The following is a 24313-nucleotide window of genomic DNA, read 5'->3' on the forward strand; positions in this document are numbered from 1 at the left end:
TAGCGCCGTGGCAATCCAGTTCGTTCTTCTGTCGCTGCGCCCTTCACGCTGCGAGACCCACGCACTGGATCGCCACGCCCTGCGGGCTCGCGATGACGATTAGGCTCTCAGGCCCTCTCCATGCACTCGTGGCGCTGCCGTCATTGCGAGGCGCGTAGCGCCGCGGTAATCCAGTTCGTTCTTCTGTCGCTGCGCCCTTCACGATGCGAGACCCACGCACTGGATCGCCACGCCCTGCGGGCTCGCGATGACGATTAGGCTCTCAGGCCCTCTCCATGCACTCGTGGCGCTGCCGTCATTGCGAGGCGCGCAGCGCCGCGGCAATCCAGTTCGTTCTTCCGTCTCTGCGCCCTTCACGCTGCGAGACCCACGCACTGGATCGCCACGTCCTGCGGGCTCGCGATGACGATTAGGCTCTCAGGCCCTCTCCATGCACTCGTGGCGCTGCCGTCATTGCGAGGCGCGCAGCGCCGTGGCAATCCAGTTCGTTCTTCTGTCGCTGCGCCCTTCACGCTGCGAGACCCACGCACTGGATCGCCACGCCCTGCGGGCTCGCGATGACGATTAGGCTCTCAGGCCCTCTCCATGCACTCGTGGCGCTGTCGTCATTGCGAGGCGCGCAGCGCCGCGGCAATCCAGTTCGTTCTTCCGTCTCTGCGCCCTTCACGATGCGAAACCGACGCACTGGATCGCCACGCCCTGCGGGCTCGCGATGACGATTAGGCTCTCAGGCCCTCTCCATGCACTCGTGGCGCTGCCGTCATTGCGAGGCGCGCAGCGCCGTGGCAATCCAGTTCGTTCATCTGTCTCTGCGCCCTTCACGATGCGAGACCCACGCACTGGATCGCCACGCCCTGCGGGCTCGCGATGACGATTAGGCTCTCAGTCCCTCTCCATGCACTCGTGGCGCTGCCGTCATTGCGAGGCGCGCAGCGCCGCGGCAATCCAGTTCGTTCTTCTGTCTCCGCGCCCTTCACGATGCGAGACCTACGCACTGGATCGCCACGCCCTGCGGGCTCGCGATGACGATTAGGCTCTCAGGCCCTCTCCATGCACTCGTGGCGCTGCCGTCATTGCGAGGCGCGCAGCGCCGCGGCAATCCAGTTCGTTCTTCTGTCGCTGCGCCCTTCACGATGCGAGACCCACGCACTGGATCGCCACGCCCTGCGGGCTCGCGATGACGATTAGGCTCTCAGGCCCTCTCCATGCACTCGTGGCGCTGCCGTCATTGCGAGGCGCGCAGCGCCGCGGCAATCCAGTTCGTTCTTCTGTCGCTGCGCCCTTCACGATGCAAGACCTACGCACTGGATCGCCACGCCCTGCGGGCTCGCGATGACGGGCTGCCGATCGCGACGGCATCGGCAGATCAGCTCGGCCTATGCTTCACGAATTTTTCACGTTTCACGCTAGCGCTGCCGCTCAGGCGGCAAGGACGCGGTCGACCCCGGCAATGACTTGCCCGTCCGCGCCGAAGCTGCGCTCGACGAAGCGCGTGCTCCCGTCGCGGCGGACCGCGATCAGCGTCGAGGCGCGCGTACCGTAGTTCGGCGAGCGGACGAAGATCGCCGACAGGATGCGTTCCCAGTCGCGGGGAACGCCGGTTTCGGGCAGGTGCTCGTCGGGAACGATCGCATCGTCGGCGAGCAGGCCGAAGAAGGGATCCACCGCAGGCAAGGTGGGCAGGGCAGCGGCAAAGGCCGCCTTGGCGGCCTCCAGCTTCGGCCACGGCGTGTCGAGCAGGTGGTTGGAGATGCCGTAGATCCCGGGGGCCAGCCAGCGGATGCCGTCGGCACGGTTGCTCAGGTGGCCGAGACGCTCGCCGTCGCCGACGAAGAGATTGAAGCCGCCGTAGTCCGCAGCGCGCGGGGCGAGCGCTTCGAGGTAGGCGGCAGCACCACCCGCCTGCGCGCAGCCGCGCAGGTAGTCGGCGACCAGCGCCCCGCGCGACGGGGCGCCCGCCGCCGCCGGTCGTCCCTCGCGGAAGTTGGTCAGCGCGGCAAAGCCCTGGCGCAGCCCGCCGGCAGCATCAGCTGGATCAGGCGGAGCGGCAGGGAAGGGGCGAGTGATGCCGAGCCAGCTGCCGCCGGCCTGCAGGTCGCGTCCGGCGAAGACCTGCGGCGCATCGTCCCAGAACGCCGCCGGAGCGCTCGGACGCGCGAAGAACTCGTCGCGGTTGGCGGCGACGACCAGCGGGTACTCGGGATGCGCCTGCCAGGCGACGACGATCAGGCACATCGCGGCTTCAGTTGGCTTCGGGCGGCGCGACCGCGGCGATGCGCACGCTGCTGCCGTCGAGCGCCAGGTGGCGCAGCGTCCCTTCCTCGGCGAGGCTCTCCTGCACCACCGCCAGCGCCGCCCAATCGCCGTCGGCGGTCGGGGTCGCGTCGACCACCATTCCCGCTGCCTGCTCGGGGCTATGCGCCGACCACAGCGCATCGCCGGCAGCGAGCGGCGTCGGCGAGTGCACGCGATAGAGGTGGCGCTTGACCTTGCCGAGGTAGTGGGTGCGCGCGACGATCTCCTGGCCCGGATAGCAGCCCTTCTTGAAGCTGACGCCACCAATACGGTCGAAGTCGGCCATCTGCGGGACGAAGGCCTCGCTGGTCGCCGCGGTGACCAGCGGCCAGCCGCTACGGATGTCGAGCCAGCGCCAGACGAGGTGCCCGACCGGACGCGCGTGCTTCGCCAGCGCCGTCCACACGGCAGGGGCCGCGGCAGCCTCGATGGCGAGCTCGAAGCGCTCGGGAGCAAGGCACAGCACCTGGCCGACGGCGCAGGCGGCCAGCGAGAGGTCGGCCGCCGGCTGCGGCAGGCCGGCAGCGGCCAGCGCCGCCACGGCCTGCGGGCCGTTCACGCCGAGCAGCACGCGGCCGGCGCCGTTCTCGGCGGGCACCTCGATCTTCACCTTGGCGCGCAGCACGTACATGCGCAGGCGCTTGGCCATCGCCGGGATCAACTCGGCAGCGATGCGCAGCTGGTAGTCCGGACCCGCGCGCAACAGGAGGCCGCTCATCAGCATCCGCCCCTTGGCCGTGCACCACGCGGTGTGCTGCGCGCCACCGTCGCCGACCTGGCGGACGTCGCTGGTCAACTGGTTCTGCAGGAAATCCCTGGCGTCTTCCCCGCTGCAGGCGATCAGGCCGAGGTGCGTGAGCGGAACGAGGACCGTCGCGTCGCGCGCAGCGGCGAGTTCGCCCTCGAGGTCGCCGAAGTCGGCGACCTGGGCGTTATCGATGCGGGCGCCGGCGGCGCCGAGAAATGCTTGCCATTCGGGATTGATCATCTTTCCTTGGTCCTTGATGAAAAGCTTGGCCTTCGCACGCGCCGAAACACGGCGTCGGCAGTATTATATCGGCCGCTTCGCGCAGCCCGTCCGCTGCCGGCTGCTTGCGGCCGCATCTTCCGGTGCACCGGAAGAGGTTCTGCGCGCCGTCTCGGGCAGTGCGGCAGGCCGTTTGGTTCCCGCCCTGCGCCCTCGTCGTCACCCATGTTTCTCACCTTCGCCGCGGCTGGCCGCGCAGCATAGATGCAAAAAAAGCCCATCTTCATCGCCTTGGCCTCGCTCCTTGCGGCCGTGCTGGCGGCGCTGGCCTTCTTCTACACGGCGGTCTCCTCGCCGCTCACGCTGCCGCGCACGCCGCTCGAGTTCGACATCGAGCCCGGCAGCGGCCTGCGTGCGGTCGCGCGGCAACTCACCGCCGCGGGAATCGCCATCGATGCGGACGTCTTCGTCGTGCTCGGCAAGTTCGGCGGCGCCGAGAAGTCGATCAAGGCCGGCAGCTACGCGCTCGACCAGCCCATCAGCGCGCGCGAACTGCTCGCCAAGCTGACGCGCGGCGACGTCACCCAGACCGACGTCGTCTTCATCGAAGGCTGGACGCTGAAGCAAGTGCGCGAGCGACTCGATGCGCACCCGGACATTCGCCACGACACGCGCGGACTGAGCGACGCCGAACTACTGCAGCGCATCACCGGAGACGCGCAGCCCCCCGCCGCGGCCGAAGGGCTGTTCGCGCCCGATACCTATTCCTTCCCGAAGCGCGCGAGCGACCTCGACCTCCTGGCGCGCGCCTGGCGTGCCCAGCAGCGTCACCTGGCGCAGGAATGGGCGGCGAGGGCGGCCGACCTGCCTTACCGCGATCCCTACGAGGCGCTGATCATGGCCTCGATCATCGAGAAGGAAACCGGGCGCGACGCCGACCGGCCCCTGGTCGCAGCCGTCTTCGTCAATCGCCTGCGCCTCGGCATGCCGCTGCAGACCGACCCGACCGTGATCTACGGGCTCGGCGAGAAATTCGACGGCAACCTGCGCCGGCGCGACCTCACCAGCGACACGCCCTACAACACCTACACCCGCCGCGGCCTGCCGCCGACGCCGATCGCCATGCCGGGACGCGCGTCGCTGCACGCGGCCCTGCACCCGGCCGACAGCCGCGCGCTCTACTTCGTCGCCCGCGGTGACGGCAGCAGCGTCTTCTCGACGACGCTCGACGCGCACAACGCCGCAGTGGCGCGCTACCAGAAAGTCGCAACCCGATGACCGTTTCCACGCCTCCGCCCCCCACGAACTCGCCGGCCCGCGGCCGTTTCATCACCTTCGAAGGCATCGACGGTGCCGGCAAGAGCAGCCAGATCGCCTTCGTCACCGGTCTCCTGCGCGCGCGCGGGCTCAAGGTCGTCGCCACGCGCGAGCCGGGCGGGACGCCGCTCGGCGAGAAGCTGCGCGAACTGCTGCTGCACGAGCCGATGCACCTGGAGACCGAAGCGCTCTTGATGTTCGCCGCCCGCCGCGAACACCTGGCCGCGCTCATCGAACCGGCGCTCGCGCGCGGCGAGTGGGTCGTCTGCGACCGCTTCAGCGACGCGACCTGGGCTTACCAGGGCGGCGGGCGCGGTCTCGAGCGCGAGAAATTCGCACAGCTCGAACGCTGGGTGCATGGCCACCTGCAGCCCGACCTGACCCTGCTCTTCGACCTGCCGCATACGGTGGCGCAGGGCCGGATCGCCGCGCAGGCGCGCGGACTCGACCGCTTCGAGCAGGAGCGCGCCGAGTTTCACGAGCGCGTGCGCGCGGCCTACCTCGAACGCGCCGCGGCGGCGCCCGCGCGGATCAGGCTCATCGACGCCGACCAGCCGCCGGCACTGATCCAGAAACGTCTCGAAGAAATCATCGCAAACCTCTGTCGCTGAAGCGCTTCCGCCAGCGAACAGCTTTACAGAAATCGCCCGAGAATTCACCCCGAGGCCCTGTCCATGAAGATAGTCGATCTTCACCCCGAGACCTGGCGCCGCCTGCTGGCACGGCGTGCGCAGTTGCCGCATGCCTTGCTGTTCACCGGCCCGCGCGGCATCGGCAAGCTCGCCCTGGCGCGCGCCTTCGCCGAACTCCTGCTCTGCGAGGAGCCGAGCGGCGACGCCGCCTGCGCTCGCTGCCTGGCCTGCAACTGGCTGGCACAGGGCAACCATCCGGACTTCCGCCTGCTGCAGCCGGCGGCCCTCGGCGAAGCGGCTGAGGAGGAAGCCCCCGAAGGCAAGGCGGAGGGTGGCGAGGGCGGCACGCGCAAGAAGGCGAGCGCACAGATCACCATCGACCAGGTGCGCGGGCTCGATGACTTCCTGCACGTCGGTGCGCACCGTCACGGCGCGCGCATCATCCTGGTCAACCCGGCCGAGGCGATGAACCGGGCGACGGCGAACGCACTTCTCAAGTCACTTGAAGAACCGACGCCAGGTGTCCTGTTTTTACTGGTTTCGAACGAAGCGGCACGACTGCTGCCGACGATCCGCAGTCGCTGCCAGGTGGTCCCCGTACCGCTTCCCGACCCGGCACTGGCTGCGGCCTGGCTGCGCGCCGAAGGCATCGACGACGCCGAGCGCTGGCTCGCGCTAGCCGGCGGCGCCCCCTTGCGCGCGGCGGCGATCGGCAGCACCGAGGCGGGCGGCGACCGCGCCCTGCTCGACGCGCTGGTCGGCGAACTCGCGCGCGGCGACCGCCTCGATCCGCTGGCTGCCGCTGCCGCGCTCGACCGGATCGTCAAGGCGGAAAAGGCGCCGGCGCCGCTGGTTCGCCTGCTCGTCTGGCTGCAGCACTGGCTGTGCGACCTCAGCCTCGCGCAGGCGGGCCAGCCGCCGCGGCATTTCCTGCGCGAGCAGGCGGCCCTGCAGCGGCTCGGCCGCGCCGCCGACCTGCGCCGCCTGCTGGCCTTCAGCGCGAAGGCGATACAATACCGCGCCCAGGCCGAGCAGCCGCTCAACAGCCGGCTCTTCCTCGATGAGCTCTGCATCGGCTACGCCGCGATCTTCTCCCGCGGCTGACGACTTCCCCTCGCGCAGTTACGGCTGCCGCTGCTCCCAAGACCAACACCATGCTCGTCGATTCCCACTGCCACCTCGATTTCCCCGCCCTCGTCGACAATCTGCCGCAGGTCCTCGCCGATATGCGTGCGCAGAACGTCGGCTGCGCGCTCTGCGTCGGCGTCAATATCGAAAACCTGCCGAAGATCCTCGCGCTCGCCGAGGCCCATGCGCAGCTCTTCGCCAGCGTCGGTGTCCATCCCGAGAACGACCATGGCGCCGATCCGGATGTCGACGAACTGGTGCGCCTGGCCGCGCATCCCAAGGTCGTCGCCATCGGCGAGACGGGCCTCGACTACTACTGGCACAAGGACCGCCCGGAATGGCAGCGCGCGCGTTTCCGCCGGCACATCGCCGCCGCGCGTGCCTGCGGCAAGCCGCTGATCGTGCATCTGCGCGAAGCCAGGGAGGACACCTTACGCCTGCTCGGTGAAGAAGGCGCCGCTGCCGTCGGCGGCGTCATGCACTGCTTCACCGAGGACTGGGAGACGGCGCGTGCCGCGCTCGACCTCGGCTTCTACATCTCGTTCTCGGGGATCGTGACCTTCAAGAACGCCGTCGCCCTGAAGGAGGTCGCGCAGCGCGTCCCGCTCGACCGACTGCTGGTCGAGACCGACGCCCCCTACCTCGCCCCCGTCCCGCATCGAGGCCGCACCAACCAGCCGGCCTACGTCCGCCACGTCGCAGAGGAGATCGCCCGCCTGCGCGGGATCGAACTGGCCGAAGTGGCGGCAGCGACCACCGACAACTTCTTCCGCCTGTTCGCGGGTGCGAGCCGCCCCTGAATACGCAGACGACAGCCGGGATCGCCAGTCCCCGGCATACCGGGCAGGGCCTCGTTTTCCGGAGCCAAGTCTATGAACCTGGGAAAAACAGTTGGCCACGAAACGCACGAAAAAAACCAGTTCATTCGTGGCGTGCGAGGCTGACCAGGCATGCACCATGGGCTTGGCCGCTAAAGGACTACACCCCTATGTTTTATTTCGTGGATTTCGTGTTTTTCGTGGCTGAAAAGAGGTTTCAAGGATGAAAAATCTTCTCCTGCGTAGTCTGACCGTCGCCTCCCTGCTGCTGCCGACGCTGGCGACGGCCGGGGTGTACGAGGACATGCTGAGCGCCCTGCGCAGCGGCGACACGCCTGCCGCCATTGCGCTGCTCGACCGCGGTGTCGACGTCAATACCGTCGATCGGCGCGGCGACACCCTGCTCATCCTCTCGGTGCGCGAGAACAACCTGCAATTGTTCGAGGAGTTGCTGGCACGCCGCGCCCGCCTGAACAGTCGCAACCGCGACGGCGACACTGCGCTGCGCCTGGCCGCCTTCAACGGCCAAGAAGTGTTCGTCCGGCGCCTGGTCGAAGCCGGCGCTGCCGTCAATAGCTATGGCTGGACGCCGCTCGCCTACGCCGCGTTCAACGGCCACGCCGCGATCGTCGATTACCTGCTCAAGCGCGGTGCCGAGGTCGACGCGCGCAGCGAAAACGGCAGCACGGCACTGATGATCGCCGCGCGCAACGGCCACCTCGCCGTGGTGCAGACGCTGCTGCGCCATCACGCCAAGCCCGACCTGCGCAACGAAAATGGCCTGACCGCGCTCGACTGGGCGCAACAAACCGGCAACACCGACATCGTCGAGATCCTGCGTGCCGCCGGCGCTCATGGCGGCGCGGCAGTCGTCATCGAACTGGAACAGGCCTCGGCTTCGGGCAGCGACGCCCCAGGCGAGGACGCCGGCTCTGCGCAGCCGGAGTAGGGCAGCTGTCAGGCAGCCAGGCGACTGGCGGGTTTCCTTCCGGCCTCGTCCAGGGGCACCGCGCTGACCTTGCCCGCGTGCAGGAAGCGATTGAAAAGGCGATAGATTTCCGGGTCGAACGGGAAAGCCTGCGGGTCCCGCGCAGCGCGTGCGCGGGCCCGGGCGAGGCACTCGGGCAGTTCATCGGCGGTTTGCGTCGTCGCCAGCAGCCGCCAGCGGTCGACAAGATGATAATCGACGCGCAGGCCGAACTCGTCGCGCTCGACGATCGCCACCGGGCCCGGATACGGCCAGGCTTTCAGGCGCAGCCGCTCCAGCGCCGCCTGCAGCCGGGCCGTGTGCTGGGTCGCGCTTTCCTTGCCGACGCAGGCGCCGCGGCAGGCGCGCCGGCGGTAGGCGACGCAGGGCTCGCCGCCGGCCGTGTCGCCGAGGCCGAGGACGCCGAAGCAGAGGCGATGCGCCTCGGCCAGCCGGCGCAAGGCGAGCAGCGCTTCGCGCCGGGTCGCGTAGATCCCGTAGAGGTCGTCGCCGACGGCGAGGTCGTGCTCGCGCGCGTACACGAGTTGCGGAACCAGCTCGCCCGGCGCCTGCCCGACCAGGCGCCATGCACACAGGTCCTCGGGCAGCGGCCTCTGCGGACGGATGAAGGCGAGTTCGTGCAGGCGGGCCCCCAACTCGCCGGCCGCCTCGCGCCACTCTATGCGCTGCGTCGCCCGCGCCAGCGCAGCTTCCCGGCGCTCCGGCGCGAACAGCGACAGGGCCTGCTGGCGGACGTTGGCGCTGCGCGCGACGTGCAGCGGCAGGCCATCCGCGTCGTAGAAGGCGAAGGCACCGGCGGCGTCGGGCAGGTCGTCGACGATCCCCGGGTCGAGCTGCGGCGGCAACTGTGGCCGGCCGACGATGCGCAGCGCCGTCGTCCATACGGTCGCCGGCGAGACGGCGGCGCACCAGTGCTGCCACAGTTCCCACAGCACGCGCGCGTCGGCGAGCGCGCGATGGCGCGCATCGACATTGATCGCATGTCGTTCGAGCAGGGCCTCCAGGCTGTGCCGGTGAAACTGCGGATAGAGCCGGCGCGACAGCTTGACCGTGCACAGGCTCTGCGCGCGGAAACTCATGCCCAGGCGGGCGAACTCGCGCTTGAGAAAACCATAGTCGAAGCGCGCGTTGTGGGCGACGAAGAGGCGGCCGCGCAGGCGCTCGGCCAGCGCCGGCGCCAGTTCGGCGAAGCGCGGTGCGGTTGCCGTCATTGCCGAGTCGATGCCGGTGAGTCCGCTGATGAACTCCGGGATCGGCCGCTCGGGATCGACCAGAGAACTCCACTCGCGCACGCCGTCGGCGTCGACCTCGACCAGTCCGATCTCGATGATGCGGTCGTTCGCCAGGTTGGCGCCGGTGGTTTCGAGGTCGATGAAGACGAGCGGCTCGGTGACGAGCTCGGCGGGAAAGGAGGTCGTCTGCGCCAACGCGCTGCCCGGGTGCGGTCCGCTCATACCGACACCAGCACGTCGCCCTGCGATTCGGCGAGGACATACTTGGTGAAGCTGCCGATCAGCATCTCCTCCAGGAAATCCGCGCCGTGCTTGCCCATGACGATGAGGTCGCAGTCCCACTCCTGCTCCTGCTCGATGATGCGCAGGGTCGGGTCGCCGTGCACCACCACCAGGCTGCACTGGTCGGCCCTGAGCCCGGCTTCGTCGCGCAGCGCGACGATCTTTTGCGTCGCCTCCCGCTTGGCGATGATCCGGTAGTGATTGATGAGCTCGTCCTCGACGCTGGCGTAGCGCAGGTGCGCGGCAAAGGGAACGTCGAAGGCGTGCAGCAGCACGATGTCGGCGCGCGGGGCGATGCTGCGTGCCTGCCGGATCGCACGCAGCGAGGAGGGCGAGAAATCGACCGGCACCAGCAGCCGCTGGTAGGGCTCGTGCGGCGGCTGCTTGACCACCAGGACCGGGCGCGTCGTCGTGCTCAGCAGGCGCGAGGCCGTCGTTCCCAGCGTGAAGTGGCGAACGACGCTCTCGCCCTTGGCACCACACACCAGCAGGTCGGGCTTCACTTCGTCCGCCCGCATGGCCAGCTCGGTGAGCATGGAACCGAGGCGCACATGGGTGCCGGCGACGACGCCGAAGCGTTGCTGCAGGGCGGCAGCAAGCTCGTCGAGCTTCTGCCGGGCGGCGTGCAGCACCCGCTCCTCGAGGCCGGCCGGGCTGGCACCCATGAGCTGACGCAGCCGCTCCAGCGGGGCAAGGTTGGCGACGTGCAGCAGATCGAGCGAGGCGGTGGTCTCCTTGCAGATCAGCGCCGCGCGTTCGACGGCATGGCGGGCCGGCGCGGACAGGTCGGTGGCTGCCAGGATGTGATTCGCTTGACTCATGCTGCGCACCTCGGGATTGAAGACAGGGGCAATGGCACAGCATCGCCGTCGCTTGCTGAAATTCTCCGGTATTTTCGCTCAATCTTCATGGCTGGGGCCGATCGTCGTCCATCGCCGACGTTCTGGAAAAATTACGCTGCTCCCGATAGACGGCGGCGCGCATGATCAGCATCGCCACCACGGGAGCGGTCATCAGCACGAAGACGCCAATCAGCAGTTCGTGGATCACCAGCCGTGACTGGGTGACGGTGAAATAGAGCATGGACGCCACCAGGATGCAGGCGGTGCCGAGGGTGACGGTGATCGCCGGGCCGTGGATGCGCCGGTAGAAGCTCTGCAGGCGTGCCAGGCCGAGCGTTCCGATCAGCGTCATCAGTCCGCCGAGGACGAGCAGGCAGGCGATGGCAATGGCTGCCCACCAGGGCAGGGTGTCGGCCATGCTCATTCGATCACCTCGCCGCGCATCAGGAACTTGGCCAGCGCGATCGTCGACACGAAGCCGAGCAGCGCGATGATCAGCGCCGCCTCGAAGTAGACCTCGCTGGCGTAGCGGATGCCCAGCAGCAGCGCCAGCAGCATGGTGCACATCCACAAGGTATCGAGCGCCAGCACGCGGTCCTGGGCCGAGGGCCCGATCATGAGGCGCAGCGTGCACAGGGCCATGCCCAGCAGCACGCAGGCCAGCGCGAAGAGGATTGCCGCCGACAGCAGCGTGGTCATGCGTTTTCTCCCTGGTTGTTGGCGCGCGGCGTTTCGAACACCTCGATGATCGGCTGCTCGTAACGCGTCTTGATCGTTTCCACCCACCACTGTTCGTCTTGCAGGTCGAACACGTGCAGCAGCAGTTCGTGGCTGTCCGGGCTGAGTTCGACCCAGACCGTCCCCGGGGTCGAGTTGATCAGGCAGGAGAGCAGGGCCAGCCCGTGCGGACTGCGCAGGTCGAGCGGAATGCGGATGAATTGTGAATTGACGTCGGCCGAGCGGCGCAGCAGGATGATCTGGCTGACCGCGAAGCAGGAGCGCACGATCTCGATCGCCGAGAACCCCAGGAGGCGGACGAGGGCGAGCGGGCGGCGGATGCGCGCTTGGCCGTAGGCTTGCAGCGGGCGCGCCAGCAGCGGCACGATCAGCGCCAGTGCGCCGCCGAGCAGCCAGTGCGCCGGCGCCAGGCTCTGGTTGAGCAGCAGCCAGACGAGCAACAGGCTCGCCGACAGGAGCGGAGCAGGGAGCCAGCGCTTCATCGTCCAAGCCCCCCGGCACGGGCACGCTCGACGACGGGCTCGCCCAGCACCCTGTCCACGTAGGCGGCGCTGTGCAGCAGTCCGTCGGCAGTGCGGCCGAGGTAGCCGAACACGGGTTCCGCGCGCACGGTGAGCAGCACGCACAGGAGCACCAGCACGCCGACCGGAACGGCTTCCGACACCTGCAGCCGCGGCGGCGTGAGCACGCCCGAGGCCCAGAAGGTGCGCACGCCCAGGCGCGTCAGCGCGATGATCGCCGCCAGCCCGCCGAGCACGATCAGCGCAATCAAGAGCCAGGTCGTCCCGGCGACGCTTCCGGCATTTTCTGCAGTGTCGAGCATGGCGTGGAACAGGCTGAACTTGGCGACGAAGCCGGAGAGCGGCGGCATGCCGGCGATCACCAGCGCGCAGGCCGCAAAGCTCAGCCCGAGGAAGGCGAGGGTGCCGGGGATGCCGACGCCGACCGGCTCTTCCGGCTTGTCCTCGATGGCGAAGGCTTCCATGGTGATGGCCAGCAGCGCCGCACCGGGCGGGCGAATGCGCTCGGCCAGCTCGATCAGCAGCATGAAGGCCGCCAGCGCCAGCGTCGAGCCGAGCAGGTAGTACAGTCCCGCGGCCAGCACGGCGCCCCCGGAATGCCCGATCACCACCAGCAGGGTGCCCGAGGAGATGATCGCGGCGTAGCCTGCGATGCGCCCGCCGTCCTGGCTGGCGAGCATGCCGATGGCGCCGAAGACGAGGGTCACCATGCCGCCGAGCAGCAGGGCGTCGAAGCCGAATCCGCCCAGCGTGCCGGCCGCGTCACCGAAGACGGCCAGCCAGACGCGTAGCAGGGCATAGACGCCGACCTTGGTCATCAGCACCAGCATGGCGCCGACCGGCGCGGAAGCCGAGGCGTAGGTCGTCGGCAGCCAGAAGCCGAGCGGCCACATCGCACCCTTGGTCAGGAAGGCGAGGGCGAGCACGGTGGCGCCGATCTGCAGCAGCCAGGCGTCCTGCGCGCCGAGCGTCGCCACGCGCGTCGCCAGGTCGGTGATGTTGAGGGTGCCCGCGGCCGCGTAGATCAGCGACACGCCGATCAGGAAGAGCAGCGAGGCAACCAGGTTGACCGGGACGTACTGCATGCCGGCCTGGATCCGGCGCAGGTTGTAGCCATGCAGCACCAGCCCGTAGGAGGCGGCCAGCATCACCTCGAAGAACACGAACAGGTTGAACAGGTCGTTGGTCAGGAAGGCGCCGTTGAGCCCCATCAGCAGGAACTGGAACAGCGAGTGGAAGCTCACCCCGACGCGATCCCAGCGCCACGCGGCGAACACCAGCACGGCCAGCGCGATGGTCGCGGTCAGCAGCAGCATCAGCGCGCTGAGGCGATCGACCATCAGCGCGATGCCGAAGGGCGCGCTCCAGTTGGCAGCGAGATAGACGCCGATGCCCTGCGGCCAGTGCTCGCGGTCGGCCAGCAGCAGCAGGGCCAGCGCCACCCCCCACAGCAGCAGGCCGCTGCCAAAGCCCAGCACGAACTTCAGGGTGTGCCGCTTCTGGTCGACCGGGATCAGCAGCGCCCCGACGAGGAGCGGCAGCAGCACGGGGACGATGATCAGGTGTTGCAGCCAGGGCAGGTCGCTCATTCGCGCGGCTCCTCGCCATCGACGTGGTCACTGCCGGACAGGCCGCGCGCGCCGATCATCAACACCAGATAGAGCGCCGTGGTGGCGAAGCCGATGACGATCGCCGTCAACACCAGCCCCTGCGGCAGCGGGTCGGCAAACTGCGCCGGGTCGATGTCCGCCGTCGCGGTGATCGGTGCCTGGTCCACCCACAAGCGGCCCATGGCGAAGATGAACAGGTTGACCGCATAGGACATCAGCAAGAGCCCGGTGATGAGCTGGAAGCTGCGCGGGCGCAGGATCAGCCAGATGCCCGATCCGAACAGCACACCGATGGCGATGGCCAGTGTCAGTTCCATCAGATCTTCCTCCCGCCGGTCGTATCGCTCCCATCCGCGGGAACATCCTCGGGCGCCTCCTCGCCGGGCAGGCGATGCGCGCGCAGGGACTGGTGCGCGAGCGCCACCAGCATCAGCATGGTGGTGCCGACCACCACCACGAACACGCCGAGGTCGAAGACGAAGGCGCTCGGCAGGTGCAGTTCGCCGAGCAGCGGCCAATTCACGTGCGCGGTATGGGTGGTGAGGAAGGGGTGGGCGAAGGCCCAGGCGCCGAGGCCGGTCGCCAGGGCCAGCAGTAGCCCGCCGCCCAGCCAGCGGTGCGCGCGCAGGTGCACCTGCTTTTCGACCCAGACGGTGCCGGCCAGCATGTACTGCACCAGGATGGCGACGGCGAAGATGAGTCCGGCGACGAAGCCGCCGCCCGGCAGATTGTGGCCACGCATGAAGAAATACACCGCGATCACGCCCATGAACGGCAGCAGCAGTCGCAGGTAGATGCCGGGCACCAGCAGGTAACCGCTGTTGGCCTGCTCGGCCGGGGTCTGCCGGTTCGCCGGATCCGCGGCGAAGCGTTGCTGTGGCGGAATGCAGGCACTCTCCGGGGCCGGACGGAAGCGGCGCAGCAAGGCATAGACGGTGAGCGCGACGATGCTGAGGACGGTGATTTCGCCGAGCGTGTCGAAGCTGCGGAAGTCGACCAGCAGCACGTTAACAACGTTGCTACCACCGCCGCCGGAGAGCGCATTGAGCAGGAAGAAATCGGCGATCGTTTCGGAGGCCGGATGCAGCAGCACGGCGTAGGTGAGGGCGGCCAGCGCGAGCCCGCCGCCGATCGCCAGCGACAGGTCGCGTACGCGGCGCAGCCAGACGCGCTGCGGCGGCTGCGTGGCCATCGCTTCGAGTCGCGGCGGCAGCCAGCGCAGCCCGAGCAGGATCAACACGGTGGTGACGGTTTCCACCATCAACTGGGTCAGCGCGAGATCGGGCGCCGACAGCCAGAGGAAGGTCGCCGCGGTGACGATGCCGGTGCCGCCGACCAGCGCCAGCGCTGCCAGGCGGTGGTACTTCGCCATCCACGCCGCGGCCACTGCGCAGCCGCCACCGATCGCCCAGAGGCCGGCGAAGAAGGGGTCGAAATCCTGCTGCGGGATCGCGGTCCATGCCGGTGGCGCACCGGCGAGCAGCGGCGGGACCAGCAGCAGCGCGAGCATGATCAGCAAAAGCTGCTGCTGCAGCCGCCGGGTGCCGATGCGCTGCAGCAGCCACTCCGCGGCGCGCGTCAGTTGCTGCATCGTCGCCTCGTAGGCACTGGCACCGTTGAAGCGATGGAGCAGCGGTACGCGTTCGCGCTGCTGCAGGGCGAAGTGGCGGCGCAGCACCACGTAGAGGAGCACGCCGCAGACCAGCGCCACCAGGCTCATCGCCAGGGGAAGGTTGAAGCCATGCCACGGCGCGAGGTCGTAGACCGGTGCCTGCTCGCCGAGCACGGCAAGGACGGCGATGTGCAGGAGTGGCTCGATGCTGACGCCGGGGGCGATCCCCACCACCAGGCAGGTCAGCACCAGCAACTCCACCGGAAAGCGCATCCAGTGCGGCGGCTCGTGCGCGTCGCGCGGCAGCTCGCGGGGCCCGCCGAAGAAGACCGAGATGAAGCGCAGCGAGTAGGCGACGCCGAACATGCCCATGACCACCGCAGCGACCGACATCCACCAGTTGCGGTCGCCGCCCACGAGCAGCGTCTCGGCGAAGAACATCTCCTTGGACAGAAAGCCGTTGAGCAACGGTACCCCGGCCATGGCCGCGCTGGCGACGATGGCCAGCGTCGCCGTGATCGGCAGCTTGTGGCGCAGGCCGCTCAGGAGGCGCAGGTCGCGGGTGCCGGTCTCGTGGTCGATGATGCCGGTCGCCATGAACAGCGAGGCCTTGAAGGTGGCGTGATTGAGGATGTGGAAGATGGCGGCCACGATCGCCAGCGGCGTGCCGATGCCGATGAGCACGGTGATGAGGCCGAGGTGGCTGATCGTCGAGTAGGCCAGCAAGCCCTTGAGGTCGCTCTGGAAGATGGCGATGAAGGCACCGAGCAGCATGGTGCACACGCCGGCGCTACAGATGAGCAGGGTCCATTCCTCGCTGCCGGCGAGCGCCGGCCACAAGCGCAGGAGCAGGAAGGCACCGGCCTTGACCATGGTCGCCGAATGCAGGTAGGACGAGACGGGCGTCGGCGCCGCCATCGCGTGCGGCAGCCAGAAGTGGAAGGGGAATTGCGCGCTCTTGGTCAGGGCGCCGAGGGCGATCAGCAGCAGCGCCGGCAGGTACAGTTCATGGCCGCGGATCAGCGCGCCGGCGGCGAGTACCGCGTCGAGGTCGTAGCTGCCGACGATGTGGCCGAGCACGAGGACGCCGGCGAGCAGGCACAGCCCGCCGGCGGCGGTGACGGTGAAGGCCATGCGTGCGCCACGACGGGCGTCGGCGCGGTGATGCCAGTAGCCGATCAACAGGAAGGAAGTGAGGCTGGTGAGTTCCCAGAACACCACCAGCTGCACCAGGTTACCCGAGAGCACGACCCCCAGCATCGAGCCCATGAAGGCGAGCAGGAAGGAGAAGAAGCGCGGCACCGGGTCTGCCGGCGACATGTAGTAGCGCGCGTAGAGCACCACCAGCAGGCCGATCGCCAGGACCAGCATCGCGAACACCCAGGCCAGGCCATCGACGCGCAGCACGAAGTCCAGTCCTTGCGCGGGCAGCCAGGCGTACTCTTCACGCAGCACCTCGCCACCGGCAACCTGCGGCAAGAGCATGCCGCCGATCGCCAGTCCACACACCGTCACCGCGATCGCCAGCGAGGATTCGCGGTTGCGCGCGTCCTGCGGCAGCAGTGCCGCCAGCACTGAGCCGATGAAGGGGACGATGACGAGGGAGGCGAGTAGCATTGATCGTGTTGGTTGGGCAGGTCAATGGATACGCGCGCACATGCCGGGCGCCGGCATGCGCCTGACCGGGTCAGCGGCGCAAGGCGAAAGGTAACACAGCAAGTGGCGTGCCCACGCCTTTGCCGGGCAGCCGGCCCGCTGACAGGCGCGGTGAAGGAACGGTAACAGGCACGATCCGGCGCCGTGCCGGAGCGCGCTGCCGGCCTCGTTCACCCGGCTCTCTGCAGGCCGCCGCAAAATACGCATAATTTGTATTATGTAAACTCTTGGACGCACGAAGGGACGGACGACCGCAGGCGGGGACTGCTCACTCCTTCGGGGGCACTGCCAAGGCCCGGCGTCGCAGGCCACGCTCACCGCTCCTGGCCGCGAACCGGGTGCGCAGTTCGGCCAGCGCCTGTCCGGCCACTTCGGCTTCATGGCGCGCCTGTTCCAGTTCGCGCTGCAGCAGCGTGTTCTTCATCTCGCGCTCGCCGGCGAGCGTGCGCAGGGACTGCAGTTGCGTGGACAGTGCCTCGTTATGTACGCGCATCTCGGCCAGACTGCCCTGGCTCACGCCGAGGCGCTGGCGCAGCGCGGCGAGTTCGTCGTGCAGGCGCGCCGCTTCGACGCGCTGCGCCTCGGCCGCGTCGAGCGCGTCCTGACGCAACCGGGCCAGTTCCTTCTGCAGCCGGGCGGCGTTGCCGCGTTCGCGCTCGATTTCGAGCAAGGCACGCTTCTCGGCCGCCTCGTGACGCTCCTCGGAGCGCTGCAGCGCCTGCCGTGATTTGTCGAGCTCGCCGGCGAAATCCCGGCGCGCGTCGGCCAGCGAATTCTCCAGCGCCGCGCGCTGCCTTGCAGCCTCGGCCAGCTGGCGGCCCAGGGCTTCGCTGGCGGCGCGTTCGGCGACGAGTTCGCGTTCGAGCTGCAGGGAGCACTCGGCCGCAGCGCGGGTCGCCGCGCGGGCCTCCGCGAGCTCGCGTCCTGCGTTCTCGCGTGCCTCGTCGAGCTGCCGCTGCACGCGCTCGCAGTCCTGCGCGGACTCGTCCCGGGCGCGCTCGGCGGCCACGACCTTGTCATCGGCCTCGGCGCGGAACAGCGCGAGGTCCGCGCGTGCCGCAGCCTGGGCCTGCGCCCACAGTCCGCCGACGAGCTCGCCAGCGGCCGCCTTCAGCGTCTCCGGCAGGTCCGGATGCTCGATGCGGACGCGGCTTTTCTCACGCAGGTCGTCCCAGAAGCGTGCCAGCGCTTCCGCCGGCGCCGACATGCTGCCCTTACGCACGTACTGATACAGCTTGTTGGCGGTCGGCGTGATGCCGTGGCGAAAGAACAGGAGCACACAGGCCTCGCGGTAAAGCGCCTGCGTTTCCGGGATCTGCTGCCGCAGCGTCTCGATCTCGCTGCGAATTTCCTGTTCGGTGCTCATCGTGGCTCCTGCGCGGCTTTTACGGCCATTCATACTTGGAATCGGTGTTTTGTTTAAATAATACTACGTATAACGTCAACAATCTTGAACCTCCCGATTAAAATTTGACATTAACACCATACTGTCAAAATATACAGGGAGTACAATGGCGGCAGAGCCATCAACCCCGCGGAAACCCTGCATGAACGAAGCACGCCCCAGCCCATCGCTCCCCGTCCCGCTGCTCGCACCGCTCGAGCTCGCGTCCCTGCCGGAAACGCTCGACGGCAGCAACGGCAGCAACCGCGCGCGCCACGGCCACGCGCAGATCGCCGCGCAGAACGACGTCGACGCCGTGAAGGCCTGGCTCGCCCGCTTCCTCGACAGCCGCCCCACGTTCGACAGCTACCGCAAGGAAGCCGAACGCCTGCTGCTGTGGGCGACGATCGAGCGCGGCAAGCCCCTCTCCTCGCTGACGCACGAGGACCTGCTCGTCTACAAGCGCTTCCTCGCCGATCCGCAGCCCGCCGATCGCTGGGTGATGAAGGCCGGGCGCAAGTGCGCGCGCTCCGACCCCGACTGGCGCCCTTTCGCCGGCCCGCTCGCGCCGACCAGCCAGCGCCAGGCAGGCATCATCCTCAACACGATGTTCTCGTGGCTGGTGAACGCCGGCTACCTCGCCGGCAACCCGCTCTCGCTGTCGCGGCAGCGGCAGCCGAAGGCCAAGCCGCGCATCACGCGCTTCCTCGACGAGACGCTGTGGCGCGAAGTGCGGACGACGATCGAGACCATGCCGCGCGAGACCGACCGCCAGCGCGAGCACGCCTGCCGCGTGCGCTGGCTGTTCTCGCTGCTCTACCTGTGCGGCCTGCGCATCTCGGAAGTCGTCGACAACAGCATGGGCGGCTTCTTCAGCCGTCGCGACGCCGAGGGCGAGGAACGCTGGTGGCTGGAGATCTGCGGCAAGGGCGACAAGACGCGCCTCATTCCCGCGACCGACGAGCTGATGGTCGAACTGGCGCGCTATCGCCGCGAAAAGGGCCTGGCGCCCTTCCCCGTCTCCGGCGAAAGCACCCCGCTGCTGCTGCCGATCGGCGCCCAACAGCGCGCGCTGACACGCAGCGCGATCCATCTGATCGTCAAGGAGGTGTTCGCGCGCACGGCCGCGCGCCTGCGCGAGCGCGGCGGCGAGCATGAACGCCTCGCCAGCCAGGTCGAGGAAGCGTCGGCGCACTGGCTGCGCCACACGGCCGGGTCGAGCATGGCCGACCACATGGACCTGCGCCACGTCCGCGACAACCTCGGCCACGGCTCGATCGCGACGACCAACACCTACCTGCACTCGACCGACGACAAGCGGCACAAGGAGACCGAGTCGAAGCACAAGATCGGCTGGTGAGCGGCCGGGCGCGAACGTGCCCGCGCAGCCCATGGTCGAAGCCGACAAGGAGAATGCCCCTCATGTCAAACCCGACTTCGCCTGACGAGCGGCGGCACGTCCACGTCTTCGACGAGGGCAATCCGCTCGCGGAGAGAAACACGCGCTGGGCCGTCGTCCTGACCGCCCTGATGATGGTCGCCGAGATCGCAGGTGGCTGGCTCTACAACTCGATGGCGCTCCTGGCCGACGGCTGGCACATGAGCTCGCACGCGCTCGCGCTCGGCCTGTCGGTGCTGGCCTACGCGGCGGCGCGCCGCTTCGCCCGCGACCCGCGCTTCGCCTTCGGCACCTGGAAGATCGAGGTGCTGGGCGCCTATACCAGCGCGCTCTTCCTCACGGCGGTGGCCGCGCTCATGCTCTACCAGTCGGTCGAACGCCTGCTCGCACCGACGCCGATCCGCTACGATCAGGCCATCGCCCTGGCCGCGCTCGGCCTGCTCGTCAATCTGGCCTGCGCCTGGCTGCTCAGGGACGGCCATGCCCACGATCACCATGACCACCACGACCACCATGGTGGCCACGCGCATCACCACCACGACCTCAACCTGCGTTCCGCCTATCTGCACGTCGTCACCGACGCGGCGACTTCGGTCCTGGCCATCGTCGCGCTGACCGGCGGCAAGTTCTGGGGCGCCGACTCGCTCGACCCGGTCATGGGCATCGTCGGCGCGGCACTGGTCGCCGTCTGGGCCTACGGCCTGCTGCGCGACAGCGCGCGCGTGCTGCTCGACGCCGAGATGGACACCCCGGTCGTCGCCGAGATCCGCGCAGCCATCGCCGCGAGCCCGCTCGCAGCCGAAATCACCGACCTGCACGTCTGGCGCGTCGGCAAGGGCAAATACGCCTGCATCGTCTCGCTCGCCGTCGCCGACGACGCCCAGCCCGACGACTTCCGCCGCCTGCTCGGCATCCACGAGGAACTCGTGCACATCACGATCGAGGTCAACCGCCACCATCGACCCGCGTAGCTCGGGCTCACGTCTCCAGGAGTGCACGGGAGAGGGACCAAGACCGTAACCGTCATCGCGAGCCCGCAGGGCGTGGCGATCCAGTGCGTAGGGCTCGTATCCTGAAGGACGTAGAGACGGAAGAACGAACTGGATTGCCACGGCGCTGCGCGCCTCGCAATGACGACAGCGTCGGGAGTGCATCGAGACGGACTGAGACCGTAACCGTCATCGCGAGCCCGCAGGGCGTGGCGATCCAGTACGCAGGGCTCGTATCCTGAAGGACGCAGAGACGGAAGAACGAACCGGATTGCCACGGCGCTACGCGCCTCGCAATGACGACAGTGTCGGGAGTGCATCGAGACGGACCGAGACCGTAACCGTCATCGCGAGCCCGCAGGGCGTGGCGATCCAGTGCGTAGGGCTCGCATCCTGCAGGAGAAAGTCGCCGTGAACGTCAGCGAAGCGCACCCCGACCTGCCCGCTTCGGGTTAACATCCTGAAACATCATGCTCGCCCTCGACGTCTTCCGCCGCAACGCCCGGCTCGGCGCCCTGCTCGCCCTGCTGTGTTTGTGCGTGCAATGGATCGCGGCGGAAATGAGCGCCTTCCACATGGCGCAGCGGCTCGCACGGGCCGACACGAGCATCGAGATATGCACCGCTGCGGGGATCGTCCGCATCAGGCTCGCCGACCAGGAGACTCCGCAGGATCCGCAAGCACCGGCCGGCGTCCAGCATTGCCCCTTCTGCGCCAGTGCCGCTGCATCGCCGCCGCTGCTGGCGGCCGCCTTATCCTTCTTCATCGCCGCCGAACCCGGCGCCGGCTTCGTCGCTGCAACGCCCGCAGGCATGCCGCCGGCCGGTCCGGATCAGCGCCACGCCCCCAAGCACGGTCCGCCCCTTCTCTCCGCCTGAGCCATTCCTGTCGTGCAGGGAGGCGATCGATCGCCCCCTGCCCCTGCCTGCGCGCTGAACACGCCGCACGGTAAGCTGCTTTCACGGAGAGAAGTTCATGATTCGGCATCACCCCAAGGCGCTGGCACTGGCCATCGCCGCCGCCTTCCCGCTCGCCACCCTGGCCGAAGAATCCCCCGATACCATCGTCGTCACCGCACCGCCGATGAGCACGCCCCTGTCGGTCAGCTTCGACCCGCGCACCGCCCAGCAGCCGCTGCCGGCGAACGACGGTGCAAGCCTGCTCAAGACCATCCCCGGAATGAACGTGATCCGCAAGGGCGGCACCGACGGCGACCCGGTGTTCCGCGGCATGGCCGCCTCGCGTCTCAACATCCTGCTCGACGGCGAGCAGATCCTCGGCGGCTGCGGCATGCGCATGGATCCCCCGACCGCCTACATCTTCCCCGACGCCTACGAAAAGGTGACGCTGCTGAAGGGGCCGCAGAGCGTGATCCATGGCGCCGGCGCCTCGGCCGGCACCGTGCTCTTCGAGCGCAAGCCGACCTATTACGCCGAACCTGGCTGGAGTCTCAACGGCAGCGTGACCGGTGCCAGCTTCGGCCGCCATGACGAGTTGCTCGACCTGAAGGGAGGCAATGCGAACGGCTACGTGCGCGGCATCGTCACCAATTCCGCGTCGGACGACTACAAGGACGGCGACGGCAAGACCGTCCATTCGCGTTACAAGCGCAACAGCAGCACCGCCATCCTCGGCCTGACGCCCGACCGGGACACGCGGCTCGAGTTCTCGGCGACCAGGAGCGATGCCGAAGCCGCCTACGGCGACCGGACCATGGACGGCAGCAAGTTCGAACGCAGCAACTATGGCCTCAAGTTCGCCAAGGAGCGCATCGGCGGACTGGTCGACAAGGTCGAGGCGCAGCTCTACTACAACTACATCGACCACGTCATGGACAACTACTCGATGCGCAAGCTGACGGGAACGGCCATGGCCAAGAATCCGGACCGCACGACCACCGGCGGCCGGATCGCGGTCACGCTGCTGCCGGGCAGCAGCACGCAGCTCGTCCTCGGCGCCGACCAGCAGAGCAACATCCACACCCTGCGCACGAGCGGCAAGGGGGGCGAGACAGCGATCTCGTATCTGAGCCAGCCGAGGACCGAGGACGCAAACTTCGACAACGTCGGCGTCTTCGCCGAGCTGAAGCACTTCCTGAACCACGAGCAGCGCGTCGTCGCCGGCCTGCGCAGCGACCGCTGGCAGGCCGAGGACAAGCGCCGGACGATCGGCATTCTGACCGGCACCATGACCACGCCCGTGAGCAACCCGACCGCCAACGCCAGCCGCACGCAGACCCTGAGCAGCGGCTTCGCGCGCTACGAGCAGGATTTCGGCGGCGCCGGCACCACCTACGTCGGGCTCGGCCACAGCGAACGCGCGCCGGACTACTGGGAACTGTTCAGCAAGGAAGGAACGACGAGCACGAGTGCGTTCGACAGCATCAAGACCGAAAAGACCAATCAGCTCGACGGCGGCATCACCTGGAACTCGGGCCCGCTGCAGTCCTTCGTCTCGGCCTTCTACAACCGGATCGACGACTACGTACTGATCCAGTCGAACTACGCCAAGCCAGGACGCTCGCCCCTGCCCACCATCGCCCGCAACATCGACGCGACAACCTGGGGCGGCGAGGCGGGCGCGAACTACGCGTTCACCACGGCCTGGAAGGGAATGGCGAGCCTCGCCTACGTGCGCGGCAACAACGACACCGACGATCGCGCGCTCGGCCAGATCCCGCCGCTCGAAGTCCGCCTCGGCCTCAACTGGGACAACGGCACCTGGTCGGCCGGCAGCCTGCTGCGCCTCGTCTCCAGACAGGATCGCTACTCGGTGAACGAAGGCAACATCGTCGGCCAGGACTTCGGCGCCACCGGCGGCTTCGGCGTCTTCTCGGTCAACGGCGCCTACCGCTGGAAGAAGTCGACGCAGATCGCCTTCGGCGTGGACAACCTGTTCGACAAGACCTACGCCGAGTCGATCAGCCGCAGCGGTGCAGCGATCATGGGTTACGAGCAGATCGCACGCATGAACGAACCCGGCCGCGCCTTCTGGCTGAGAGCCCGGATCGCCCTGGACTGATCCGGCTTGACGCTGATGTGTCGGGTTACGCTTCGCTAACCCGACCTACAGACTTCGAGCTCCGGATCGCCCTCGACTGACCCCGCCCAGCAGCGCTGGCCCTTCGTCGCAGGCAAAGCGCTCTTTCTTACGGTCGCAAGTCGTCGAGCGCGACGGATAAGGCCTTCGCCAGCGCCCGCAAGGTCTTGACCGAGCCTTCGCGCTTTCCCGTCTCGATCTGGCACAGGTAGGCCTTGCTGATTCCCGCCTGAGCCGCCAGCGCTTCCTGAGTCAGCCCCCGGTGCTCGCGCCAGGCTTTCAAGGCCGAATCGCCATCGAGAATCGCATTGGCCACTGCCGCCGGAACGCGGAAGCCGTCATCGGTCGCCTTGGCAGCGTCAAACAGGGCCACGTCTTCGGCGTCCTCGACCAGTGTGGCCAGGCGTTCGAATATCTCGATGGGCATGATGGCGAATTCGCGCTTGCCATCGCGCTCGATGAATTGAATACGGGTCATTGATAGACACCTCCACGCGATGCGACGGCAAGTACATGAATGACCAATCGATCGCCGTCGATTTCGTAAATCACCCGCCAGTCGCCGACGCGCAGCCGGTAGCCTTCGCGCACGACCAGCTTTTTCACATTGCCTGCGGCGAACGGGTCAGTAGCCAGCAGGTCAATTTTCCGGCGAATAGTTGCCGCCACGTTGCGCGGCATGGCACGCAAGGCCTGAAAGGCATCACGGCTGTATTCGATCTGGCACATGGATCAATGTTAGCTAAACGCTAACACGGGGTCAAATAGCAGCGGCAGCGAGGGATCAAAAGTTCCGCCGACCGTTCCGCCCGCCCCGACTCTGCGCGACAATCGGCGCCATGAACAGCGCGCCCCTCCCTCAGC

At 68.1% G+C, this 24313-nt stretch carries 22 protein-coding genes; 9 read left to right on the forward strand and 13 right to left on the reverse strand.

Annotation, left to right across the window (positions count from 1 at the left end; translation table 11 throughout):
• Positions 1-1419: 1419 nt before the first annotated feature.
• Both CCR84_RS10295 and ygfZ read right to left on the reverse strand, forming a co-directional pair.
• A complete protein-coding gene (locus CCR84_RS10295; RefSeq protein ID WP_201211912.1) occupies positions 1420-2235 on the reverse strand; it encodes an NRDE family protein in 816 nt (271 codons plus the stop codon).
• A 7-nt stretch (positions 2236-2242) separates the two neighbouring features.
• Entirely contained in the window at positions 2243-3283 is a 1041-nt protein-coding gene (ygfZ, locus tag CCR84_RS10300; RefSeq protein ID WP_207186269.1) for a CAF17-like 4Fe-4S cluster assembly/insertion protein YgfZ, read from the reverse strand.
• 243 nt (positions 3284-3526) lie between these two features.
• Between ygfZ and mltG the strand changes: the two genes are divergently transcribed.
• From mltG to CCR84_RS10325, 5 genes are all read left to right on the forward strand, one after another.
• Positions 3527-4540, forward strand: coding sequence for an endolytic transglycosylase MltG (gene mltG / locus CCR84_RS10305; RefSeq protein ID WP_201211914.1), 1014 nt, complete (start codon positions 3527-3529; stop codon positions 4538-4540).
• A complete protein-coding gene (tmk, locus tag CCR84_RS10310; RefSeq protein ID WP_201211916.1) occupies positions 4537-5190 on the forward strand; it encodes a dTMP kinase in 654 nt (217 codons plus the stop codon). The genes mltG and tmk overlap by 4 nt, the downstream gene beginning before the upstream one ends.
• A gap of 63 nt (positions 5191-5253) precedes the next feature.
• Entirely contained in the window at positions 5254-6315 is a 1062-nt protein-coding gene (gene holB, locus CCR84_RS10315) for a DNA polymerase III subunit delta' (RefSeq protein ID WP_201211918.1), read from the forward strand.
• Positions 6316-6365: 50 nt separating this feature from the next.
• Positions 6366-7139, forward strand: a complete 774-nt coding sequence (locus CCR84_RS10320; protein WP_201211920.1) for a TatD family hydrolase — start codon at positions 6366-6368, stop codon at positions 7137-7139.
• 241 nt (positions 7140-7380) lie between these two features.
• Positions 7381-8106 carry an ankyrin repeat domain-containing protein gene (locus tag CCR84_RS10325; RefSeq protein WP_201211922.1) on the forward strand — a complete coding sequence of 242 codons (726 nt, stop codon included), beginning with the start codon at positions 7381-7383 and terminating at the stop codon, positions 8104-8106.
• 8 nt (positions 8107-8114) lie between these two features.
• Here CCR84_RS10325 and CCR84_RS10330 read toward each other — a convergent pair whose 3' ends face one another.
• The 9 genes from CCR84_RS10330 to CCR84_RS10370 all read right to left on the reverse strand — a co-directional run bounded on the left by CCR84_RS10330 (position 8115) and on the right by CCR84_RS10370 (position 18004).
• Entirely contained in the window at positions 8115-9599 is a 1485-nt protein-coding gene (locus tag CCR84_RS10330; protein WP_201211924.1) for a 3'-5' exonuclease family protein, read from the reverse strand.
• Positions 9596-10480, reverse strand: a complete 885-nt coding sequence (locus CCR84_RS10335) for a universal stress protein (protein ID WP_201211926.1) — start codon at positions 10478-10480, stop codon at positions 9596-9598. The genes CCR84_RS10330 and CCR84_RS10335 overlap by 4 nt, the downstream gene beginning before the upstream one ends.
• Before the next feature lie 85 nt (positions 10481-10565).
• Entirely contained in the window at positions 10566-10925 is a 360-nt protein-coding gene (mnhG, locus tag CCR84_RS10340) for a monovalent cation/H(+) antiporter subunit G (RefSeq protein ID WP_201211928.1), read from the reverse strand.
• Positions 10922-11200, reverse strand: a complete 279-nt coding sequence (locus CCR84_RS10345; RefSeq protein WP_201211930.1) for a K+/H+ antiporter subunit F — start codon at positions 11198-11200, stop codon at positions 10922-10924. The genes mnhG and CCR84_RS10345 overlap by 4 nt, the downstream gene beginning before the upstream one ends.
• Positions 11197-11721 (reverse strand): Na+/H+ antiporter subunit E, encoded by a 525-nt coding sequence (locus tag CCR84_RS10350; RefSeq protein ID WP_201211932.1) that lies wholly within the window; start codon positions 11719-11721, stop codon positions 11197-11199. The genes CCR84_RS10345 and CCR84_RS10350 overlap by 4 nt, the downstream gene beginning before the upstream one ends.
• Positions 11718-13349, reverse strand: a complete 1632-nt coding sequence (locus tag CCR84_RS10355) for a monovalent cation/H+ antiporter subunit D (RefSeq protein WP_201211934.1) — start codon at positions 13347-13349, stop codon at positions 11718-11720. Before CCR84_RS10355 ends, CCR84_RS10350 begins: the two co-directional genes overlap by 4 nt.
• On the reverse strand, positions 13346-13687 hold the full coding sequence (locus tag CCR84_RS10360) for a Na+/H+ antiporter subunit C (RefSeq protein ID WP_201211936.1): 342 nt from the start codon (positions 13685-13687) through the stop codon (positions 13346-13348). The genes CCR84_RS10355 and CCR84_RS10360 overlap by 4 nt, the downstream gene beginning before the upstream one ends.
• Entirely contained in the window at positions 13687-16599 is a 2913-nt protein-coding gene (locus tag CCR84_RS10365; protein ID WP_201211938.1) for a monovalent cation/H+ antiporter subunit A, read from the reverse strand. Before CCR84_RS10365 ends, CCR84_RS10360 begins: the two co-directional genes overlap by 1 nt.
• A 307-nt stretch (positions 16600-16906) precedes the next feature.
• Positions 16907-18004, reverse strand: coding sequence for a DNA-binding protein (locus tag CCR84_RS10370; RefSeq protein WP_201211940.1), 1098 nt, complete (start codon positions 18002-18004; stop codon positions 16907-16909).
• Between the two features lie 181 nt (positions 18005-18185).
• Between CCR84_RS10370 and CCR84_RS10375 the strand changes: the two genes are divergently transcribed.
• From CCR84_RS10375 to CCR84_RS10390, 4 genes are all read left to right on the forward strand, one after another.
• A complete protein-coding gene (locus tag CCR84_RS10375; RefSeq protein WP_201211941.1) occupies positions 18186-19382 on the forward strand; it encodes a tyrosine-type recombinase/integrase in 1197 nt (398 codons plus the stop codon).
• Positions 19383-19444: 62 nt separating this feature from the next.
• Complete coding sequence (dmeF, locus tag CCR84_RS10380; RefSeq protein ID WP_201211943.1) at positions 19445-20392, forward strand: CDF family Co(II)/Ni(II) efflux transporter DmeF; 948 nt, start codon at positions 19445-19447, stop codon at positions 20390-20392.
• A gap of 488 nt (positions 20393-20880) precedes the next feature.
• Positions 20881-21288, forward strand: coding sequence for a DUF2946 family protein (locus CCR84_RS10385; RefSeq protein WP_201211961.1), 408 nt, complete (start codon positions 20881-20883; stop codon positions 21286-21288).
• A gap of 97 nt (positions 21289-21385) precedes the next feature.
• On the forward strand, positions 21386-23431 hold the full coding sequence (locus tag CCR84_RS10390; RefSeq protein ID WP_201211963.1) for a TonB-dependent copper receptor: 2046 nt from the start codon (positions 21386-21388) through the stop codon (positions 23429-23431).
• Positions 23432-23558: 127 nt separating this feature from the next.
• On the opposite strand, the gene CCR84_RS10395 is transcribed toward CCR84_RS10390, so the two are convergent.
• Both CCR84_RS10395 and CCR84_RS10400 read right to left on the reverse strand, forming a co-directional pair.
• Positions 23559-23927 carry a helix-turn-helix domain-containing protein gene (locus tag CCR84_RS10395; protein ID WP_201211965.1) on the reverse strand — a complete coding sequence of 123 codons (369 nt, stop codon included), beginning with the start codon at positions 23925-23927 and terminating at the stop codon, positions 23559-23561.
• The gene (locus CCR84_RS10400; protein ID WP_201211967.1) at positions 23924-24178 is read right to left on the reverse strand and encodes a type II toxin-antitoxin system RelE family toxin; all 255 of its coding nucleotides are present in this window, start codon (positions 24176-24178) and stop codon (positions 23924-23926) included. Before CCR84_RS10400 ends, CCR84_RS10395 begins: the two co-directional genes overlap by 4 nt.
• Between the last annotated feature and the right edge of the window lie 135 nt (positions 24179-24313).

This window comes from Rhodocyclus purpureus (assembly GCF_016653115.1).
Taxonomy (GTDB): domain Bacteria; phylum Pseudomonadota; class Gammaproteobacteria; order Burkholderiales; family Rhodocyclaceae; genus Rhodocyclus; species Rhodocyclus purpureus.

Coding starts and splice junctions, on each gene's coding strand:
- CCR84_RS10295 (WP_201211912.1), bottom strand. CDS start 2,235: ATGTGCCTGATCGTCGTCGCCTGGCAGGCGCATCCCGAGTACCCGCTG.
- ygfZ (WP_207186269.1), bottom strand. CDS start 3,283: ATGATCAATCCCGAATGGCAAGCATTTCTCGGCGCCGCCGGCGCCCGC.
- mltG (WP_201211914.1), top strand. CDS start 3,527: ATGCAAAAAAAGCCCATCTTCATCGCCTTGGCCTCGCTCCTTGCGGCC.
- tmk (WP_201211916.1), top strand. CDS start 4,537: ATGACCGTTTCCACGCCTCCGCCCCCCACGAACTCGCCGGCCCGCGGC.
- holB (WP_201211918.1), top strand. CDS start 5,254: ATGAAGATAGTCGATCTTCACCCCGAGACCTGGCGCCGCCTGCTGGCA.
- CCR84_RS10320 (WP_201211920.1), top strand. CDS start 6,366: ATGCTCGTCGATTCCCACTGCCACCTCGATTTCCCCGCCCTCGTCGAC.
- CCR84_RS10325 (WP_201211922.1), top strand. CDS start 7,381: ATGAAAAATCTTCTCCTGCGTAGTCTGACCGTCGCCTCCCTGCTGCTG.
- CCR84_RS10330 (WP_201211924.1), bottom strand. CDS start 9,599: ATGAGCGGACCGCACCCGGGCAGCGCGTTGGCGCAGACGACCTCCTTT.
- CCR84_RS10335 (WP_201211926.1), bottom strand. CDS start 10,480: ATGAGTCAAGCGAATCACATCCTGGCAGCCACCGACCTGTCCGCGCCG.
- mnhG (WP_201211928.1), bottom strand. CDS start 10,925: ATGAGCATGGCCGACACCCTGCCCTGGTGGGCAGCCATTGCCATCGCC.
- CCR84_RS10345 (WP_201211930.1), bottom strand. CDS start 11,200: ATGACCACGCTGCTGTCGGCGGCAATCCTCTTCGCGCTGGCCTGCGTG.
- CCR84_RS10350 (WP_201211932.1), bottom strand. CDS start 11,721: ATGAAGCGCTGGCTCCCTGCTCCGCTCCTGTCGGCGAGCCTGTTGCTC.
- CCR84_RS10355 (WP_201211934.1), bottom strand. CDS start 13,349: ATGAGCGACCTGCCCTGGCTGCAACACCTGATCATCGTCCCCGTGCTG.
- CCR84_RS10360 (WP_201211936.1), bottom strand. CDS start 13,687: ATGGAACTGACACTGGCCATCGCCATCGGTGTGCTGTTCGGATCGGGC.
- CCR84_RS10365 (WP_201211938.1), bottom strand. CDS start 16,599: ATGCTACTCGCCTCCCTCGTCATCGTCCCCTTCATCGGCTCAGTGCTG.
- CCR84_RS10370 (WP_201211940.1), bottom strand. CDS start 18,004: ATGAGCACCGAACAGGAAATTCGCAGCGAGATCGAGACGCTGCGGCAG.
- CCR84_RS10375 (WP_201211941.1), top strand. CDS start 18,186: ATGAACGAAGCACGCCCCAGCCCATCGCTCCCCGTCCCGCTGCTCGCA.
- dmeF (WP_201211943.1), top strand. CDS start 19,445: ATGTCAAACCCGACTTCGCCTGACGAGCGGCGGCACGTCCACGTCTTC.
- CCR84_RS10385 (WP_201211961.1), top strand. CDS start 20,881: ATGCTCGCCCTCGACGTCTTCCGCCGCAACGCCCGGCTCGGCGCCCTG.
- CCR84_RS10390 (WP_201211963.1), top strand. CDS start 21,386: ATGATTCGGCATCACCCCAAGGCGCTGGCACTGGCCATCGCCGCCGCC.
- CCR84_RS10395 (WP_201211965.1), bottom strand. CDS start 23,927: ATGACCCGTATTCAATTCATCGAGCGCGATGGCAAGCGCGAATTCGCC.
- CCR84_RS10400 (WP_201211967.1), bottom strand. CDS start 24,178: ATGTGCCAGATCGAATACAGCCGTGATGCCTTTCAGGCCTTGCGTGCC.